This window comes from Arthrobacter sp. ok362 (genome assembly GCF_900102785.1).
Classification (GTDB): domain Bacteria; phylum Actinomycetota; class Actinomycetes; order Actinomycetales; family Micrococcaceae; genus Arthrobacter.
Genome location: NZ_FNGC01000001.1, coordinates 462,691 through 479,341, shown reverse-complemented (window position 1 = coordinate 479,341; position 16,651 = coordinate 462,691). Strand labels below are relative to the sequence as shown.

Annotated in this window: 17 protein-coding genes; 3 read left to right on the top strand and 14 right to left on the bottom strand. The window is 67.2% G+C overall.

Annotated features, from left to right (window positions below; all coding sequences use genetic code 11):
* From priA to BLQ10_RS02155, 6 genes are all read right to left on the bottom strand, one after another.
* Complete coding sequence (gene priA / locus BLQ10_RS02175; protein WP_091557767.1) at nt 1–747, bottom strand: bifunctional 1-(5-phosphoribosyl)-5-((5-phosphoribosylamino)methylideneamino)imidazole-4-carboxamide isomerase/phosphoribosylanthranilate isomerase PriA; 747 nt, start codon at nt 745–747, stop codon at nt 1–3.
* 43 nt (nt 748–790) lie between these two features.
* Entirely contained in the window at nt 791–949 is a 159-nt protein-coding gene (locus tag BLQ10_RS22245) for a hypothetical protein (protein WP_175558436.1), read from the bottom strand.
* On the bottom strand, nt 950–1,699 hold the full coding sequence (hisH, locus tag BLQ10_RS02170) for an imidazole glycerol phosphate synthase subunit HisH (protein ID WP_091557765.1): 750 nt from the start codon (nt 1,697–1,699) through the stop codon (nt 950–952).
* Nucleotides 1,696–2,322 carry an imidazoleglycerol-phosphate dehydratase HisB gene (gene hisB, locus BLQ10_RS02165; protein WP_091557762.1) on the bottom strand — a complete coding sequence of 209 codons (627 nt, stop codon included), beginning with the start codon at nt 2,320–2,322 and terminating at the stop codon, nt 1,696–1,698. The genes hisH and hisB overlap by 4 nt, the downstream gene beginning before the upstream one ends.
* A gap of 70 nt (nt 2,323–2,392) precedes the next feature.
* Entirely contained in the window at nt 2,393–3,511 is a 1,119-nt protein-coding gene (locus tag BLQ10_RS02160) for a histidinol-phosphate transaminase (protein WP_091557760.1), read from the bottom strand.
* A 67-nt stretch (nt 3,512–3,578) separates the two neighbouring features.
* Nucleotides 3,579–3,950, bottom strand: coding sequence for a LysM peptidoglycan-binding domain-containing protein (locus BLQ10_RS02155; protein WP_254785350.1), 372 nt, complete (start codon nt 3,948–3,950; stop codon nt 3,579–3,581).
* 363 nt (nt 3,951–4,313) lie between these two features.
* Here BLQ10_RS02155 and lexA point away from each other — a divergent pair, with 363 nt between their 5' ends.
* Complete coding sequence (lexA, locus tag BLQ10_RS02150) at nt 4,314–5,063, top strand: transcriptional repressor LexA (protein WP_091557978.1); 750 nt, start codon at nt 4,314–4,316, stop codon at nt 5,061–5,063.
* 207 nt (nt 5,064–5,270) lie between these two features.
* On the opposite strand, the gene BLQ10_RS02145 is transcribed toward lexA, so the two are convergent.
* On the bottom strand, nt 5,271–7,388 hold the full coding sequence (locus BLQ10_RS02145) for an ATP-dependent DNA helicase (RefSeq protein WP_302847273.1): 2,118 nt from the start codon (nt 7,386–7,388) through the stop codon (nt 5,271–5,273).
* Nucleotides 7,381–8,991, bottom strand: coding sequence for a GTPase HflX (gene hflX / locus BLQ10_RS02140; protein ID WP_091557757.1), 1,611 nt, complete (start codon nt 8,989–8,991; stop codon nt 7,381–7,383). Before hflX ends, BLQ10_RS02145 begins: the two co-directional genes overlap by 8 nt.
* A gap of 578 nt (nt 8,992–9,569) precedes the next feature.
* On the opposite strand from hflX, the gene BLQ10_RS02135 reads away from it, so the two are divergent.
* Nucleotides 9,570–10,184, top strand: a complete 615-nt coding sequence (locus tag BLQ10_RS02135; RefSeq protein ID WP_091557755.1) for a class I SAM-dependent methyltransferase — start codon at nt 9,570–9,572, stop codon at nt 10,182–10,184.
* Here the strand turns inward: BLQ10_RS02135 and dapF are convergent.
* The 6 genes from dapF to BLQ10_RS02105 form a co-directional block, all read right to left on the bottom strand.
* The gene (gene dapF, locus BLQ10_RS02130; protein ID WP_091557752.1) at nt 10,165–11,118 is read right to left on the bottom strand and encodes a diaminopimelate epimerase; all 954 of its coding nucleotides are present in this window, start codon (nt 11,116–11,118) and stop codon (nt 10,165–10,167) included. The two genes, BLQ10_RS02135 and dapF, sit on opposite strands and share 20 nt — an antisense overlap.
* Nucleotides 11,119–11,169: 51 nt before the next feature.
* Nucleotides 11,170–12,090, bottom strand: coding sequence for a tRNA (adenosine(37)-N6)-dimethylallyltransferase MiaA (miaA, locus tag BLQ10_RS02125; protein ID WP_091557968.1), 921 nt, complete (start codon nt 12,088–12,090; stop codon nt 11,170–11,172).
* Between the two features lie 67 nt (nt 12,091–12,157).
* Nucleotides 12,158–13,684, bottom strand: a complete 1,527-nt coding sequence (gene miaB / locus BLQ10_RS02120; protein WP_091557750.1) for a tRNA (N6-isopentenyl adenosine(37)-C2)-methylthiotransferase MiaB — start codon at nt 13,682–13,684, stop codon at nt 12,158–12,160.
* A 187-nt stretch (nt 13,685–13,871) separates the two neighbouring features.
* The gene (locus tag BLQ10_RS02115; RefSeq protein WP_254785349.1) at nt 13,872–14,342 is read right to left on the bottom strand and encodes a regulatory protein RecX; all 471 of its coding nucleotides are present in this window, start codon (nt 14,340–14,342) and stop codon (nt 13,872–13,874) included.
* 172 nt (nt 14,343–14,514) lie between these two features.
* Nucleotides 14,515–15,567, bottom strand: a complete 1,053-nt coding sequence (gene recA, locus BLQ10_RS02110; RefSeq protein ID WP_091557748.1) for a recombinase RecA — start codon at nt 15,565–15,567, stop codon at nt 14,515–14,517.
* 270 nt (nt 15,568–15,837) lie between these two features.
* Nucleotides 15,838–16,074 (bottom strand): DUF3046 domain-containing protein, encoded by a 237-nt coding sequence (locus tag BLQ10_RS02105; protein WP_091557745.1) that lies wholly within the window; start codon nt 16,072–16,074, stop codon nt 15,838–15,840.
* Nucleotides 16,075–16,115: 41 nt separating this feature from the next.
* On the opposite strand from BLQ10_RS02105, the gene BLQ10_RS02100 reads away from it, so the two are divergent.
* The gene (locus BLQ10_RS02100) at nt 16,116–16,625 is read left to right on the top strand and encodes a MarR family winged helix-turn-helix transcriptional regulator (protein ID WP_091557964.1); all 510 of its coding nucleotides are present in this window, start codon (nt 16,116–16,118) and stop codon (nt 16,623–16,625) included.
* Nucleotides 16,626–16,651 lie beyond the last annotated feature (26 nt).

Here is a 16,651-nt window from a genome sequence, read left to right as displayed (position 1 = left end):
CTAGCGGCGGCCGGCGGCGTCGAGGGCCTCAGGCAGTGTGAAGTTGCCGTTGTAGAGGGCCTTGCCGATGATGGCGCCCTCGACGCCGAGCGGCACCAGGGAACGCAGGACCAATAGGTCCTCAAGGCTGGAAATGCCGCCGGAAGCGACCACAGGTTTTCCTGTCTTCTCGACCATCTGGCGCAGGAGTTCGACGTTGGGGCCCTGGAGCGTGCCGTCCTTGGTCACATCGGTCACGACGTACCGGGCGCAGCCGGCGTCCTCGAGGCGGCCGAGCACATCCCAGAGGTCCCCGCCTTCCTTGGTCCAGCCCCGGCCGGCGAGCGTGGTTCCGCGGACATCCAGGCCGACGGCGATTTTCTCGCCGAAGCGTTCGATCACCCGGGCCGTCCACTCGGGGTTCTCCAGTGCCGCGGTGCCCAGGTTCACGCGGGCGACGCCGAGGTCGAGGGCTTTCTCAAGGGATTCGTCGTCGCGCAGGCCGCCGGAGAGCTCCACCTTGATATCGAGCCGCGCAACGACCTCGCGCAGGAGCTCGGCGTTGGAGCCGCGCCCGAACGCCGCGTCCAGATCGACCAGATGCACCCACTCGGCCCCCTGCTGCTGCCAGTTGAGGGCGGCCTCCAGCGGAGTGCCGTAGCTCGTCTCGCTGCCGGCTTCGCCCTGTACGAGCCGGACGGCCTGGCCGTTGACGACGTCGACGGCGGGCAGGAGCTCAAGTACGGGCAGCGGGGTTTCGGTGGTCATCGTGGAGTCCTCAGCTTGGGGATGGTCGTTGGGAGCGGGGCCGTCAGGACGCCGGCAGGGTCAGGAGGTAGGCGGCCAGCAGCGACATTCCGGCCAGGATGTAGAAAACGATCTGCACCCAGAGCGGACTTTTCTGCTGCCGGAAGGAGAGCGCGCCGCCAACCAGCAGGCCTGCGACGCCCATGAGTACCAGGGACCACATCTAGGCGGTCCCTTCCGGGGCTGCGGTTCGTTCGGGGGGCGCGGGGCGCAGGCCTTGGACCCAGTTGCGCAGCAGCCGGGCGCCGGCGTCGCCGGATTTCTCCGGGTGGAACTGGGTGGCGCACAGCGGGCCGTTTTCCACAGCCGCGATGAACGGGGCGCCGTGGTCGGACCAGGTCACCAGCGGCGCCGTCATCCGCGGTTGGATGACGTCGAAGTCCCAGTTCTGGACACCGTAGGAGTGCACGAAGTAGAAGCGCTCGCCCTCGACCCCGGCGAACAGCCTGGACCCCTCCGGGACGGAGACGGTGTTCCAGCCCATGTGGGGCACGACGTCGGCAGGCAACAGCTCAACCTTGCCAGGCCACTCCCCCATGCCCTCGGCTTCGGTGCCATGTTCGACGCCGGCCTCGAACAGCACCTGGAGCCCGACGCAGATGGCCAGCACGGGGCGGCCTCCGGCGACACGGCGGCCGATCATGCGGATGGCGTCAACGGCTTTGAGTTCGCGCATGACGGTTTCGAAGGCGCCGACACCGGGGACGACGAGGCCGTCGGCGTTGAGGACATCTTCAGGCTTCGAGCTGAGGATGACTTCGGCGCCGGCCCGCTCCAGCGCGCGGACGGCGGACCGGACATTCCCGGAGCCGTAGTCCAGCACCGTAACAGTTGGCTTGCCCTCCGGTGACACCGGCTTGGTCGCGGCAGCGGGATCGATGATGGCCCCGTCGCGGAGCAGCGGGCCGGTCACAAAGCACCCTTTGTGGACGGGATGCCCTCGACGCGGGGATCCGGTTCGACAGCTGCGCGCAGCGCCCGGGCAAAGGCTTTGAACTGGGCCTCGACGATGTGGTGGGGGTCTCGCCCGGCAGTGACGTTCATGTGCAGGCAGATCCCGGCGTGCAGCGTGATCGCCTCGAACACGTGGCGGGTCAGGGAGCCCGTAAAGTGGCCGCCGATCAGGTGGTATTCCTGGCCTGCCGGCTCCCCGGCGTGGACCAGGTAGGGACGGCCGGAGACGTCTACGACGGCTTGCGCGAGGGCCTCATCCAGGGGCACTGTCGCCTCGCCGAACCGGCGGATCCCGGCCTTGTTGCCCAGGGCGGTCCGCAGAACCTCGCCGAAGGTGATGGCCACGTCCTCGACAGTGTGGTGCACATCGATGTGGGTGTCACCGGTGGCCTTGACGGTCATGTCAATCAAGGAGTGCTTGCTGAGGGCTGTCAGCATGTGGTCGTAGAACGGGACCGACGTGCTGATGTCTGAAACGCCGGTGCCGTCCAGGTTGATCTCGACCAGGACCGAGGACTCACTGGTGGTCCGTTCCATGCGTGCGGTCCGGCCCTCGGCGGCGGTGGATCCCGTGTTGCTCATGTAGATGTGTCCTTTGGAAGAAGGCAGGGTGTTGGGCGGTCTGGCGGGGCGCTCGGGCTCCCCACCAAGTCTAGGCCTGCGGCTTTGCGGAGCCGTTCAGGATGCGTTCAAGGGCCTCAAGGAAGGCTGTGGTTTCTGTCTCAGTGCCGGCAGTCACGCGAAGGTGCCCCGGAATCCCGACGTCGCGGATGAGGACACCGGCGTCCAGCATGCCCTGCCAGACCTCGTGGGGGTTCTCCAGGCCGCCGAAGAACACGTAGTTGGAGTCGGAGGCGGCCGGCCTTAGGCCCATCCGCGTCAGTTCCGACACGATCCGGTCACGCTGGCGCTTGATGTCCTCGACGTCGGCCATGAGCGCCCCCCGGTGGCGCAGGGCAGCCAGGGCCGCGGCCTGGGTGATGGCCGAGAGGTGGTACGGCAGACGGACCAGCCGCAGCGCGTCCGCGACCTCCGGGGCCGCGGCCATGTAGCCGAGCCGCGCACCGGCGAGGGCGAAGGCCTTACTCATGGTGCGCGAGACGATCAGCCGCTCCCGGCCAGGCAGCAGCGTGAGGGCACTGGGCGTGCCGTCGTGGGCGAACTCGTGGTAAGCCTCGTCAACGATCACGATGGTTTGACTGGCCTCGCCGGCGTCATAGACGGTCTCGACGACATCAAGCCCCAACCCCGTACCGGTCGGGTTGTTCGGCGAGCACAGGAAAACGATGTTCGGCTGCAGCTCGCGGACCTGCCGGGCCGCCGATTCCGCGCTGAGCCCATAATCTGCCGCGCGGGCACCGACGATGTACTCCGTATCCGTGCCAGCCGCCAGCAACGGGTACATCGAATACGTGGGAGGGAACCCGAGGGCCGTCCGGCCGGGGCCGCCGAATGCCTGGAGGATCTGCTGAAGGACTTCGTTGGAACCGTTCGCGGCCCAGATATTCCCCGCGTCCAGGCCGTGGCCCAGGTATTCGGCGAGGGCCTCGCGCAATTCGGTGAACTCGCGGTCCGGATAGCGGTTGAGCCCGGCAGCGGCGGCGCTGACGGCCTCGGTGATCGCAGCCCGGACATCAGCCGGGACACCATGGGTGTTCTCGTTGACGTTGAGCAGAATGGGGACGTCCAGCTGCGGCGCGCCATACGGACGCAGGCCACGCAGATTGGCTCGGAGGGGCAGTCGGTTGAGGCGCTCAAGCTGGTCAGTCACGTGACCAGTTTAAGTGCTAGCGGGACGGGCGCTGAAACTGTGACGCCTGCGACTGCGCCGGGAGGTGTTACTTGGACGGGACGAACAGCTGCTGGCCCGGCATCACACGCGCGGCGTCCAGATTGTTCAGCTGCACGATATCGGCCACGACGTCGCGGGGATCGCGCTCCGGGGACACGGACCCCGCAATGGCCCAGAGCGACTCCCCCGGCTGCACCGTGACGGAAACCGTCGGCGTCACAGAGAGCTGGTCCGCGGAATCTGCCGCTTTCGCGGGCGCGTTGAGGAATCCGCTCAACGACAAGATGAGCGCCGCCAGCAGGATCAGCGGGACACCGAAGAAGACGAAGCGTCCGCGCCGGGTAAGCCGCAGCGGGGGTTGCTTGGGCCGGCTGGCGCCCTGAACGAAAGTGCCTTGAAACGCGCTTGAAGCTGACATGAACTGAGCCCTCCTGGACCATACGGTGCCGCCCGGCGTACTCCACGTACTCGCCGCCAACCGGCCGAACCTTCGAACATAGAACCGAACACCGGATCCGGAGTGGAAACCCCGGAATCGAACACATATTCGAACTCTGCTTGTTCTGTTTTAGCACTTACTAACGAACGATGTCGAGACTCGCTAGAACAAATGTTTGAAAAAGCCCTGCGGCTGGCCTATTTTTGAGGGACAGGACAACCGCTAATGAACTCCCTGTGTGAGTTCATTGGTAGTTGATCAGCAGGGTCTGACATTTCAGGCCGGAAGTTCCCGGTGACAGCAGCCACGGCAGCCGGGCGGAACGGAAAGGCGTTGGCGAACATGGCAGCACAAGCCACCGGCGGCAGGGCCACCTCACGGAGCCCGCAGCCCGCCCGGGCCCCCAAGAGCCTCACCGTCCGGCAAAAGAAAATCCTGGAGACCATCCAGCGGTCCGTCACGGACAAGGGCTATCCGCCGTCCATGCGCGAGATCGGCGACACTGTCGGCCTGGCCAGCCTGTCGAGTGTGACCCATCAGCTCTCCCAGCTTGAAAAGCTCGGCTACCTGCGGCGCGATCCGAAGCGCCCCCGGGCCATGGAAGTGCTCATGCCGCTGACCCTGGACGAGGGGACCACGGCCATTTCGGGTGTCGAGAAGTCCAGCGGCCTGCGGGCCGTCGGCGGCCTGTCAGTGACGGAGCTCGCCAGCGCCACCGACACGGCGATGGTGCCGTTCGTCGGACGCATTGCCGCCGGCGGGCCGATCCTCGCGGACCAGGTGGTGGAGGACGTCATGCCGCTGCCCCGCCAGCTCGTGGGTCATGGCGAACTCTTCATGCTCAAGGTGGCGGGCGACTCGATGATCGATGCCGCCATCTGCGACGGCGACTGGGTGGTTGTCCGCCGCCAGGGTGATGCCGTGAACGGCGACATCGTTGCCGCACTGCTGGACGACGAAGCCACGGTGAAGACATTCCGCCAGCGGGACGGCCACACCTGGCTGCTGCCGCAAAACACCCAGTACGAGCCCATCCTCGGCGACCACGCCGTCATCATGGGCAAGGTCGTCTCGGTGCTCCGCTCCCTCTGAGGCCCACCGGCAACAGCGCATGGGGGCCCCGTCCGACGTCGGACGGGGCCCTTCGCGTTCCCGCCCACTTACTCGCGGCGCGGGGGCCAACCGGTCCGGGACGAGGCTGGTATTCCGCGGGTGCGCGGAGGCGGAAGGAAAGCAACTGGGCAGGAATGCCGCACTCCCCCGGGCTACCCGCGCGGCCTACGTGGCAGGCTGCCCGGCCTACGTGGCAGGCTGCCCGGAGTCCTTCGCCAGGCGCTCCAGGGCAGCCAAGGCTATCGACGAATCGGTGGTAGGCCAGAAGGGCGGAAGCGCGGCACGGAGGAATCCGCCGTACCGCTCTGTGGACAGCCGCGAATCCAGCACTGCCACCACGCCCTTGTCCGACGTCGAGCGGATCAGCCGTCCGGCGCCCTGCGCAAGCCGAATGGCGGCGTGCGTAGCCGAGACGGACATGAAGCCATTGCCGCCCGCCTGGGCGACGGCCCGCGAGCGTGCCGTCATCAGCGGATCGTCCGGCCGCGGGAAGGGAATCCGGTCAATGACCACCAGCCGGCAGGACACCCCCGGAACGTCGACGCCCTGCCAAAGGGACATCGTGCCAAACAAACACGTGTCCGGCTCGTCGGCAAACTGCCGCACGAGCGCCGTCATGGTCGACTCCCCCTGGCACAGGATGCTGAGGCCCAGCCGGGGCCGCATGGCCTCCGCGGCGTCCTCGGCCGCGCGCCGCGATGAAAACAGGCACAAGGCACCGCCGCCGGAAGCGCGGATCAGCTTTTCCAGTTCGTCCAAGGCCTCAGGGGAGGTCCCGCGGCCGGGTTTGGGCAGGTGCCGGGCGACGTAGAGGATGCCTTGCTTCGGATAGTCGAAGGGGGACCCGACGTCGACGCCGGTCCAGCTCGGCGCGCCATTGCCAACGAGGCCGAGGCCGCCGGCGGCAGGTTCGAAGGCGGCGCCGATGGCCAGGGTGGCCGAGGTCAGGATGACGGTGTGGTCCGCGAACAAACCCTCGCGCAAACGCCCAGCGACGCTCAACGGGGCAACATTGATCAGGGCCGGCGCGCTCTCGTCCGGCTGGGAGTAGCCCTGCGCCGGGTCGAAGCTGCTGTTGCGGGAGAACCACACCACTTCGCGGTTTTCGCGCGCGGCCAGGAGGCGTTCACAGAGTTCGAGGATGACCATCAGGCGTGACCGGGCCAGCTGGCGTCCGCCGTCGGCTGACGCGGAGCTGTCCCCCTTCGAATCGGACAGGGCGGCGCGGCAGGCGTCGCGCAGCTGGTCGATGCAGTCCAGCTGCTCGCTGTTCAGGCCGTTGGGCATCAACCCGCTGGGGACGCCGTCGATGGCCAGCTCCAGGTGGGCGGCGGCATTGTTCAGCGCGTCGACCGTGATGCCCGTGTGCTTCCGGGCCCCGGACGCGGCGGCGTGCACCATCGCCACAGAGAGCTGGCCAGAGACCGCGCCCGTGACGCGGTCCTGAAGTTCGTGCGCCTCGTCCACCACCACGACATCGTACTCGGGCAGCACCGCCAGGCCTTCGAAAGCGCTGACGGCGAGCATGGCGTGGTTGGTGACCACGACGTCGGCGTCGGCGGCGTTCTGCCGTGCCAGCTCGCTGAAGCATTCGGCCGCGAGCGGGCATTTCTGCGCGCCGAGGCATTCCATGGAGGTGACCGAGACCTGGCGCCAGGCCCGGTCCGTGACGCCGGGCATGAGCTCGTCGCGGTCCCCCGTCGCAGTCTCTTCGGCCCATTCGCGCAGGCGGACGACTTCTTTGCCCAGTTGGGAGGACGGCCCGCCAAGTGCAGCGGCGAAATGCGGCACGCTCGTGTCCTCGCCGAGGGAAAACAGCTGTCCCTCGGAAGGTTCTTCGGACGGGAAGCCGCCCTCGAGTTTGTGCCGGCACACGTAGTTGGACCGGCCCTTCACCAGGGCGACCTTGACGGGTCGTTCCAGGGCAGGGGTGATGGTCTTGAGCAGCCTGGGCAGGTCCCGGCCCACGATCTGGGTCTGCAGTGCCAGGGTTGCGGTGGAGACCAAGGTGGGCTTGTTGCTGGTCAGCGAATGGGCGATCAGCGGAATCAGGTACGCCAGTGATTTGCCGGTGCCGGTGCCTGCCTGGACCAGCAGGTGGTCGCCGCCGTCTATCGCGCGCGCCACCTGCCGGGCCATTTCGTGCTGGCCATCGCGGCTCTGGCCGCCCATGCCGGACACGGCACGGTCGAGGAGTTTAACCACGAACTCCTCGCCGGCCGCGCCCGCGACCGCATCGACGTCGGCATCGGACGATGCGTCCGCAGGTTCGGCGTCAGCCCTGGTCAACGCAGCCTCAGTCATTGCTGATGAAGGGATCCAGTTCAGCGGCGAGTCCTTCACGCACCATCACCACGGCACGGGTCCCGGTTTCCTCGTGATCGAGGCTGAGGATCTCGGCGTCGGTCTCGTGGAGCTTGCTGAGCAGGTCCCCGCGGTTGTACGGGATCAGCAGTTCAAGCTTCACGCTCGGCCGCGGAATGCCGTCGCTGATGGCCTTGAGCAGTTCCGGAATGCCTTCACCCGTGCGGGCCGAGACCACCACGTGGCGCGGCTCGCGCTGCTTCAGCCGCTCGACCACGAACGGGTCCGCGGCGTCGGCCTTGTTCAGGACAATGATTTCCGGAACCTTCCGCGCGTCGACTTCGCTGAAGACCGCCCGGACAGCGGCGATCTGGCCTTCCGGGTCCGGGTGCGCGACGTCCACGACGTGCAGGATCAGGTCCGAGTCGGCCACCTCTTCCAGCGTGGAGCGGAATGCTTCCACGAGCTGGGTGGGCAGGGACCGGACAAATCCAACGGTATCCGCCAGGGTGTACCCGAGCCCGTCAGCGGTTTCGGCCTTGCGGACGGTGGGGTCCAGGGTGGCGAACAGGGCGTTCTCCACCAGAACCCCGGCATCGGTCAGCCGGTTCAGCAGCGAGGACTTCCCGGCGTTGGTGTACCCGGCAATCGCCACCGAGGGCACCGCATTACGACGGCGGTTGGCCCGCTTCGTTTCCCGGGCGGGCTTCATGGCGGCGATTTCCCGCCGCAGCTTGGCCATTCGGGTGCGGATCCGGCGGCGGTCCAGTTCGATCTTGGTTTCACCGGGACCACGCGAACCCATGCCGGCGCCGGCGCCGCCCACCTGGCCACCGGCCTGGCGGGACATCGACTCGCCCCAGCCACGCAGGCGCGGGAGCAGGTATTCCAGCTGGGCCAGTTCCACCTGCGCCTTGCCTTCGCGGCTCTTGGCGTGCTGCGCGAAGATGTCCAGGATCAGCGCCGTGCGGTCAATGACCTTTACCTTGACGATGTCCTCCAGGCCGCGCCGCTGGGACGGGGCCAATTCGGCGTCGACGACTACGGTGTCGGCGCCGGTAGACATCACGATGGCTTTCAGTTCCTGCGCCTTCCCGGAGCCGAGGAAGGTTCCGGGATCGGGCTTGGTCCGCCGCTGGACCAGCCCGTCGAGGACCTCGGAGCCGGCGGTCTCGGCGAGGGCCGCAAGTTCGCGCAGGGAGTTCTCGGCATCCGCGAGGGTACCCTCGGTCCAGAGGCCGGCCAGGACGACGCGCTCAAGGCGCAACTGCCGGTATTCGACCTCGGTGACGTCTTCGAGTTCGGTGGACAGGCCCGCCTTGCGGCGCAGCGCGTGGCGTTCCTCAAGATCCTGCTGGTCGCCGTCGAAGTTGGTGTACACCTCGTCCAGACGGGAGATAGCCTGCGCCTTTCCAAGCACCGACGTCGGGCCGTCGGTGCCCGCACCGGCGCCTCCGTTGGTGCCGGCTCCGGAGCCGCCGCCACGGCCTGCGCCTGGGGCCGGGGTGTCCTTGGACAGGATCCGGTCGATAACAGCCTGAATCTCCTCAGGACTCATGTCCTGGGCTGCTGAATCGGGTCCGGTGTTGGGGTGGCTGGTCATGGTCTCCTTTAAGGGTTCGGCACTTTCAGAATAGTGCCGATTGTTGCTCTGTGGGGCGGTATTCGCGCTGGGCTGACGGCGGGGGGTCATACAGGCCTCCTGGAATGCCCGCGGCAACGGTGCCGGGGCAGGGCTGGCTCCATCCGGAGCGTTGGCTGGGTGAAGGTAGAGGCGGCAAATGCGCCTGGTGTGGGTAACCCTGTTTGTGGGTAACCCTGTTTGTGGGAAACCCTGCTTGTGGGAAACCCTGCTTGTGGGAAACCCTGTTTGTGGGAAACACAGTGAGGTGGGTGCCGTCCGCCGAGCCGGGCCCGGGGCGGGCCAAGGAGCACGGTGCCAGCAAAAACACGGTGCCTGGGAAAGCGGCTGGATTCCAAGTGATGCGGGCGCCCGCGGGTGAGAAAACTCACCCTGGCGATGGCGCACTCAGCGGAAGGCGTTTACCTGCGTCGCTACGGGGACGGGACAAGACCCGTGCCGGCTACTTGGAGATCAAGATCATGTTTTTTAGCCTAGCAGACGCTGGCGTTCCCACCCGGTTTCCCATTGGGGCGGGCCGCCAACTAATCTGGCCCATTATGGAGTCTGCACACTATTTCAGCGCCCAGCCGGCCGGGCCCTTCACCCGCAAGCCGCTCACCGTGGATCTCGCCGGTGAAACGCGCCGGCTGCAGACGTCCTCAGGGATCTTCAGCCCGGACGGGATCGACAAGGGAACGGCCGTGTTGCTCGCCGACGTCCCGGCTCCGGCGCCGCAAGGCAACCTGCTGGATATCGGCTGCGGCTGGGGACCGATCGCCCTGACCATGGCCCTGCGGGCACCGCACGCACACGTCTACGCGGTGGACGTGAACGAACGCTGCGTGACCCTCACCAATGAAAACGCCGGGCTGTTGGGGTTGAACAACGTGACCGCCAGCACGCCGGACGCCGTGGACCCCGAACTGCGCTTTGACACCATCTGGTCCAACCCGCCGATCCGGATCGGCAAGGATGAGCTTCATGCCCTCCTGCGTCTGTGGATTCCCAGGCTGGCGCCGGGTGGATCGGCCTGGCTCGTGGTACAGAAGAACCTCGGCTCGGACTCGCTGCAGCGCTGGCTGGCGGCGGAGCTCGACTCCGGCTTCAGCGTGACCCGGGAGAGCACGTCGAAGTCGTTCCGGATCCTTCGGGTCAGGAAAGCGTCCCAGTAGCGACGATCACGGCCGGGCCGCTGAGTTCGACGTGTTCGTGCCCCTCCGGGCCCAGGAAGAATTTCACGCCGACGACGCCGCCAGGAACGTGGACGTTCCACGCGTCAGGTGCGCCCTGGCCGGCCCAATGGCGAATGGCGACGGCGGCGGCGCAGGCGCCGGTGCCGCATGACTGGGTCTCCCCCACTCCCCGCTCGTGGACCCGCATGGTGATGGTGCCCGTGCCGTCGTGGACCAGCGGTTCGGACGGCACAACGAATTCGACGTTGGTGCCGTGCGGTGGCGTCGGGTCCACCCGAGGGGCCGTGAACAGCTGTGTGGCCTCCAGTTCGGCCGTTTCGGCCAGGGCCACCACTGTGTGCGGGTTGCCCATGCTGACGGAAAGGGCAGGCCGGGCGACTTCGAGCCCCTCGGCGCTGACGAGCGAATCCATGGCCCGCGCGGTCGCCTCGCCCGGGAAAATGAACTCCCAGGGGCCCATATCCACGGCGTAGCCTGCAGCTGTCCGGACGATCGTTTTGGCACCGCCGCGGGTTCCAATGACGAGGGACTCGCCGGCTGGAAGGCCCACGAGGCCTTCGGCGATGAGGAAGTGCACAAAGACGCGGACTCCGTTGCCGCACATCTCAGAGAGCGATCCGTCGCCGTTGCGGTAGTCCATGAACCACTCGGCGTCCGGGTGCGCGGTCAGCAATTCCTGCCCCTCGGGCAGGAGCCGGGAAGGTACGGCACGGATCAAGCCGTCACCGCCGATGCCGCGGTGCCGGTCGCAGAGCGCCGCGACGTGCTCGGGGCTGAGCGTGAGTGTGCCGTTGGGGTCTGCGATCAGGACAAAGTCGTTGCCCGTTCCGTGGCCTTTGGAAAACTTCAGACCGCTGAGGGGTGCGGTGTCGCCGGCACTACGGTCAGCGGCTACGGCTTGGGATTCGTCCATGCTCCAAGGTTACCGTTCCGCCCTGACCGTTCCGGCACCGTGGCCCGAACGCTACGCCGGCGGCAGAACGGGTGTCGTCCGGCACAGGGCGGCGGCCTCGGCTACCAAGTCAGGATCGTGCCAGCCGAGCCAGGTGACCCGCGGATCCGCTCGGAACCAGGTCAGCTGGCGGCGCGCGAACTGCCGGGTGGCGATGATTGTTTCGTCTGCGGCCTGCTCCAGGCTGGAGTCACCGTCGAGGACTCGGAGGAACTGGGCATAGCCGAGGGCCCGTGGCGCGGTCCGGCCGTTGCGGAGCCCCGCGGCGTCCAGTCGTCGCACTTCGTCCAGCAGCCCCTGCTCCACCATCGCGTGGACGCGGTGCGCCAGCCGCTCCCGGAGCAGTTCCCGGTCAACGTCGAGTCCGATCTGGACGGCAGGCTGGAAGTATTCGCGGGCCGGCATGAACGAGCTGAATGGGCGCGCGGTGAGTTCGAAGACCTCCAGGGCGCGGATGATCCTGCGGTCATCGCCCAGCCGGCCCGCAGACACGGGGTCCACTGCTTCCAGCCGTTCCCGCAGCGGCGCGGGTCCCGCCGTGGCCAGTTCCGTCTCGAGCCGGCGGCGGATGTCCGGATCCGTGCCGGGGAACTCCAGGACATCGAGCGCGGCGCGGACGTAGAGTCCCGAGCCGCCGGCCAGGATGGCCCGTTTCCCCCGGCCGTGGATGTCGGTGATCAGGGCCCGGGCCTGCTGTTGGAAGTCCGAGACGGATGCTTCCTCGGTCACGTCCAGGATGTCCAGGAGGTGATGGGGCACGCCCCGGCGTTCGGCGTCGGTGATCTTGGCGGTGCCGATGTCCATGCCGCGGTAGAACTGCATCGAGTCGGCGTTGATGACTTCCCCGTCGAGCGCGAGGGCGAGGGCGACGGCCAGGTCTGATTTGCCGGATCCCGTGGGGCCGACGACGGCGATCACCGGCGGCGCAGCCAGCCGTGCGCCCTGCAGTGCCGTCGACGCGGCGGTGGCCTGGGCGATGCCCTCCGGGCCGGGCACGGCGCTAACGGCCGCGGACCGGGAGGCTGGGCATGCCCAGCGACACGCCGGAGCTGCCCGTCGCGCCGGTCTTGCCCGCCGGACTGGTTTTGCCCGCCGGGCCAGCGCCGCAGGAATCTGCCTGGGAACGGTCCCAGGCGTCACCGGCACGGGACCGGCGCAGGCTGTAGTCATCCGCCGATGCAGGGTCGGAGATGAGGTGGAACGCCGCCGCCTCCGTGATGGTGACGGTCACCAGGTCGCCGGGCCGGGGCACCTCGGCGCCGGCGGGCACGGAGAAGTGCACCAGCCGCTGGTCCTGAGACCGGCCGGAGAGTCGGTGGGTTTCCTGGGCTTTACGGCCCGACTGGGCTGTCACCATGACCTCGACGCGGCGGCCGAGCTGCCGGGCGTTTTCCTCTGCGGCAATCTGGTCCTGCAGGGCGGTGAGGCGCTCAAAGCGTTCCTGGACCACGGCCTTGGGCAGCTGGTCCGGCAGGTCCGCGGCAGGCGTGCCCGGTCGTTTGGAGTACTGGAAGGTGAAGGCAGTGGCGAACCGGGACTTCTCCACGACGTCGAGGGTGGCCTGGAAGTCCTCCTCGGTCTCGCCGGGGAACCCGACGATGATGTCCGTGGAGATGGCGGCGTGCGGGATCTTCTCCCGGACCTTGTCCAGGATGCCGAGGAACTTGGTGGAGCGGTAGGAGCGCTTCATGTCCTTGAGGACCTTGTCCGAGCCGGACTGCAAGGGCATGTGCAGCTGCGGCATGACGTTGGGGGTCTCGGCCATGGCGTCTATGACGTCGTCGGTAAAGGCAGCCGGGTGCGGGCTGGTGAACCGGACGCGCTCCAGGCCCGGGATGTCGCCGCAGGCGCGCAGGAGCTTGGAGAACGCCTGCCGGTCGCCGAATTCGACGCCGTATGAGTTCACGTTTTGGCCCAGCAGTGTTACTTCGATGGCGCCGTCGTCCACGAGTGCCTGGATTTCGGCGAGGATCTCGCCGGGACGACGGTCCTTTTCCTTGCCCCGCAGGGCTGGAACGATGCAGAACGTGCAGGTGTTGTTGCAGCCCACGGAGATCGATACCCAGCCTGAATAGACGGAGTCCCGCTTAGTGGGGAGAGTGGATGGAAAGACGTCCAGGGATTCGAGAATCTCCAGCTGGGCCTCGTTGTTGTGGCGGGCCCGGTCCAACAGCGCCGGCAGGGCACCGACGTTGTGGGTGCCGAACACGGCGTCCACCCACGGCGCCTTCCTGAGGATGGTCTCCCGGTCCTTCTGTGCCAGACATCCGCCGACGGCGATCTGCATTCCCGGGTTGGCTGCCTTGACCGGGGCAAGGATGCCAAGGTTGCCGTACAGCTTGTTGTCGGCATTCTCCCGGACCGCGCAGGTGTTGAAGACCACGACGTCGGCCAGCTCACCGGCGGACGGAACGTAGCCGGCGGCCTCCAGCATGCCGGCCATCCGCTCGGAATCGTGCACGTTCATCTGGCAGCCGAAGGTGCGCACCTGGTACGTGCGGGGCTGGGCCGCTCCGGAAGTTTCCATTGCGGCAGCCGGGCCTGCACTGGCAGCTGGCGGCGCTGCCGGATGCGTTGCTGGCGCCACTGCCGGAGGCGTTGCTGGAGAAGTCGTGCTGGCCGCTGGGGAGGGAATGGTAAAACTCACTTGTTAAGGGTAACGGGTAAGGAAACGGGCAAGTGGCCGGGCCTGCGCAGACCCCGGATCGGTGGCCTTAATCCATGGCTCCGGCACGGCCGGTGGCGGCGTCGAGTACCTCGCCCGCAATCCGGAAGGCGAGCGAGGGCTGGTATCCCTTGCGGGCCAGCATTGACGCGAGGCGGCGCGTGACCTTGTCGCGCTCCGCACGGTCGTCACCGCCGGTGAATCCCCGCAGCTTGCGCTCCACGAGCTCACGGGCCGCCGATTGTTCGTCGGCGTCGCTGAGCTGTTCCAGCGCATCGGCGGCGGTTTCCGGGTCGATGCCCTTGTCCGCGAGTTCGCGCCGCAAGGCCCCCTTGGCGAGTTTGCGCGTTTGGGACCTGCTGCGGACCCACATGTCGGCAAACTCGGCGTCGTCAACCAGCCGCACTTCCTCGAAGCGGTCCAGCACGGCCTCGGCGACGTCCTCGGGAACGTTGCGCTCGGCCAGCTTGCGCGCGAGCTGCAGCCGGCTCTTGGGCGAATTCGTCAGCTGCCGCAGCACGATGGCACGAGCGACCGCTGCGGGGTCCGCGTCCGGATCCAGTTCCGGAGACGGTGCCTTTGAGCCTCGGGAGCCGCGGGAACTGTGCCCGCGGGCACCGGCACGCGGGTCGGCAGCGCCGTCCGGGTCAGGGTTCCTCTGACGGAACCCTGACCCGCGGCTCGCTCCAGCGTTAGAAGCCGTCAACGGCCTTCAGCTTCGGTGACTCCTCGGTCTCGGCCGGGGCCTTCACGCCCACGCCGAGCTTTTCTTTGATCAGGCGCTCGAGTTCGGCCGCCAGCTCCGGGTTGTCGCGCAGGAAGCGGCGGGAGTTCTCCATGCCCTGGCCCAGCTGGTCGCCATCGTAGGTGAACCAGGAGCCCGACTTCTTGATCAGGCCGTGCTCGACGCCCATGTCGATAATGCCGCCCTCACGGGAAATGCCCTGGCCGTAAATGATGTCGAACTCAGCGATCTTGAAGGGCGGGGCCATCTTGTTCTTGACGATTTTCGCCTTGGTGCGGTTGCCGACGGAATCCGCGCCCTCTTTTAGGGTCTGGATCCGGCGGACGTCGATGCGGATGGAGGCGTAGAACTTCAGCGCCTTACCACCGGTGGTGGTTTCCGGGGAGCCGAAGAAGACACCGATCTTTTCGCGCAGCTGGTTGATGAAGATGGCCGTGGTTTTCGTCTGGCTAAGGCGGCCGGTGATCTTACGGAGGGCCTGGCTCATCAGGCGGGCCTGCAGGCCCACGTGGCTGTCGCCCATGTCGCCTTCGATTTCCGCGCGGGGAACGAGGGCGGCCACCGAGTCAATGACAATGACGTCAAGGGAACCGGAACCGATGAGCATGTCCATGATTTCCAGTGCCTGCTCGCCGGTGTCCGGCTGGGAGACCAGAAGGGCGTCGGTGTCGACGCCCAGCTTCGCGGCGTATTCCGGATCGAGGGCGTGTTCGGCGTCGATGAAGGCAGCGATGCCGCCCTGGCGCTGGGCGTTGGCAACCGCGTGCAGCGCGACCGTGGTTTTACCGGACGATTCCGGGCCGTAGATTTCCACGACGCGGCCGATGGGCAGTCCGCCAATTCCCAGGGCGACGTCCAATGCGATGGAGCCGGTCGGGATGACTTCGATGGGCGCACGGACTTCATCGCCGAGGCGCATGACCGAGCCTTTGCCGAACTGCTTGTCAATCTGGGCAAGCGCTGCGTCGAGCGCCTTCTGGCGATCCGGGGCTGCGGCCATGATTCACACCTCTAATACTTTCTCGCTGTGGAGTGGCCCTGTAGGCCCTTCGTCTGTCATCACTGACGCTACTTGCACCCTCCGACAAAGTTGTCGAGGACGCCACTTATGTGGAGAACGCTGTATGTGTATAACGCTGTATGTGGAAAACGCTCTCAAAAAAGCATATCGCTATCCGAACAGGTATTCGAACAAGCGAACGGCGTGTCAGGCGTCAGCCCACGCGGACGGCGTGTCAGGCGTCAGCCCATGCCGGCGGCGTGTCAGGCGTTAGCGGGGTCCGGTGGTGTCGCGGGGTTTGACGTCCCGGCCCAGGCGGCGCTCCGGCGGTACGTCCTGGACGTCGCACAGGGCAAGCCACACCTGGCGGGGAGGAACGCCTGCGCCGAGGGCCTGGTCCGCCGTGCGTCCCCCGACCCCGGCCAGGACCAGCGAGCTGCTCAGGACGCGGGAGTACCCCGCCCCGAACTCGTCGTCCATAAGCCGCCAAAAGTCACTGATTCGCACGAGTAAAGTCTCTCACGGCTCGGGACTCTAGAATGGTTGCCATGAGCAACCCAACTGAGTCCGCGGGAGATTCCTCTCCCGGAAACGCCGGCACAGACGCCGCCCTGGACGCCGTCGAGAACCAGCTGAGCCTGCTCTGGCGCCGGGGCCGGTCGATATCCCATCAGCTCTCGCGCCAGGTCCACCCGGACATGGAACCCGCCGCCTACGGGCTGCTCAGCGTGATCCGCCAGCAGGGCCCCATCAGGCTGACCGACCTCGCATCCAGCATCGGCGTCGGCAAGCCTTCGGTGAGCCGGCAGATCGCCTTCCTCGAGGGCCTCGGCCTAGTGTCGAAGGAGGCGGACCCCCTGGACGGCCGGGCGCAGTCCATCCAGCTGACGCCCGAAGGCGAGGCGAGGATGCACCAGGTCCAGGACGCCCGGCGTGAGGTGTTTCGGGAACGCCTGGCCGAGTGGCCGGCCGAGGACCTGCAGGCCCTTGCCATGTACATGGCGAAGCTCAATGCCACCTACGAACGCGACGGGTTCCCCCGGGACGAGCCCGCCTGACTCCCCGGCGGGGTGCGCAAGTCATC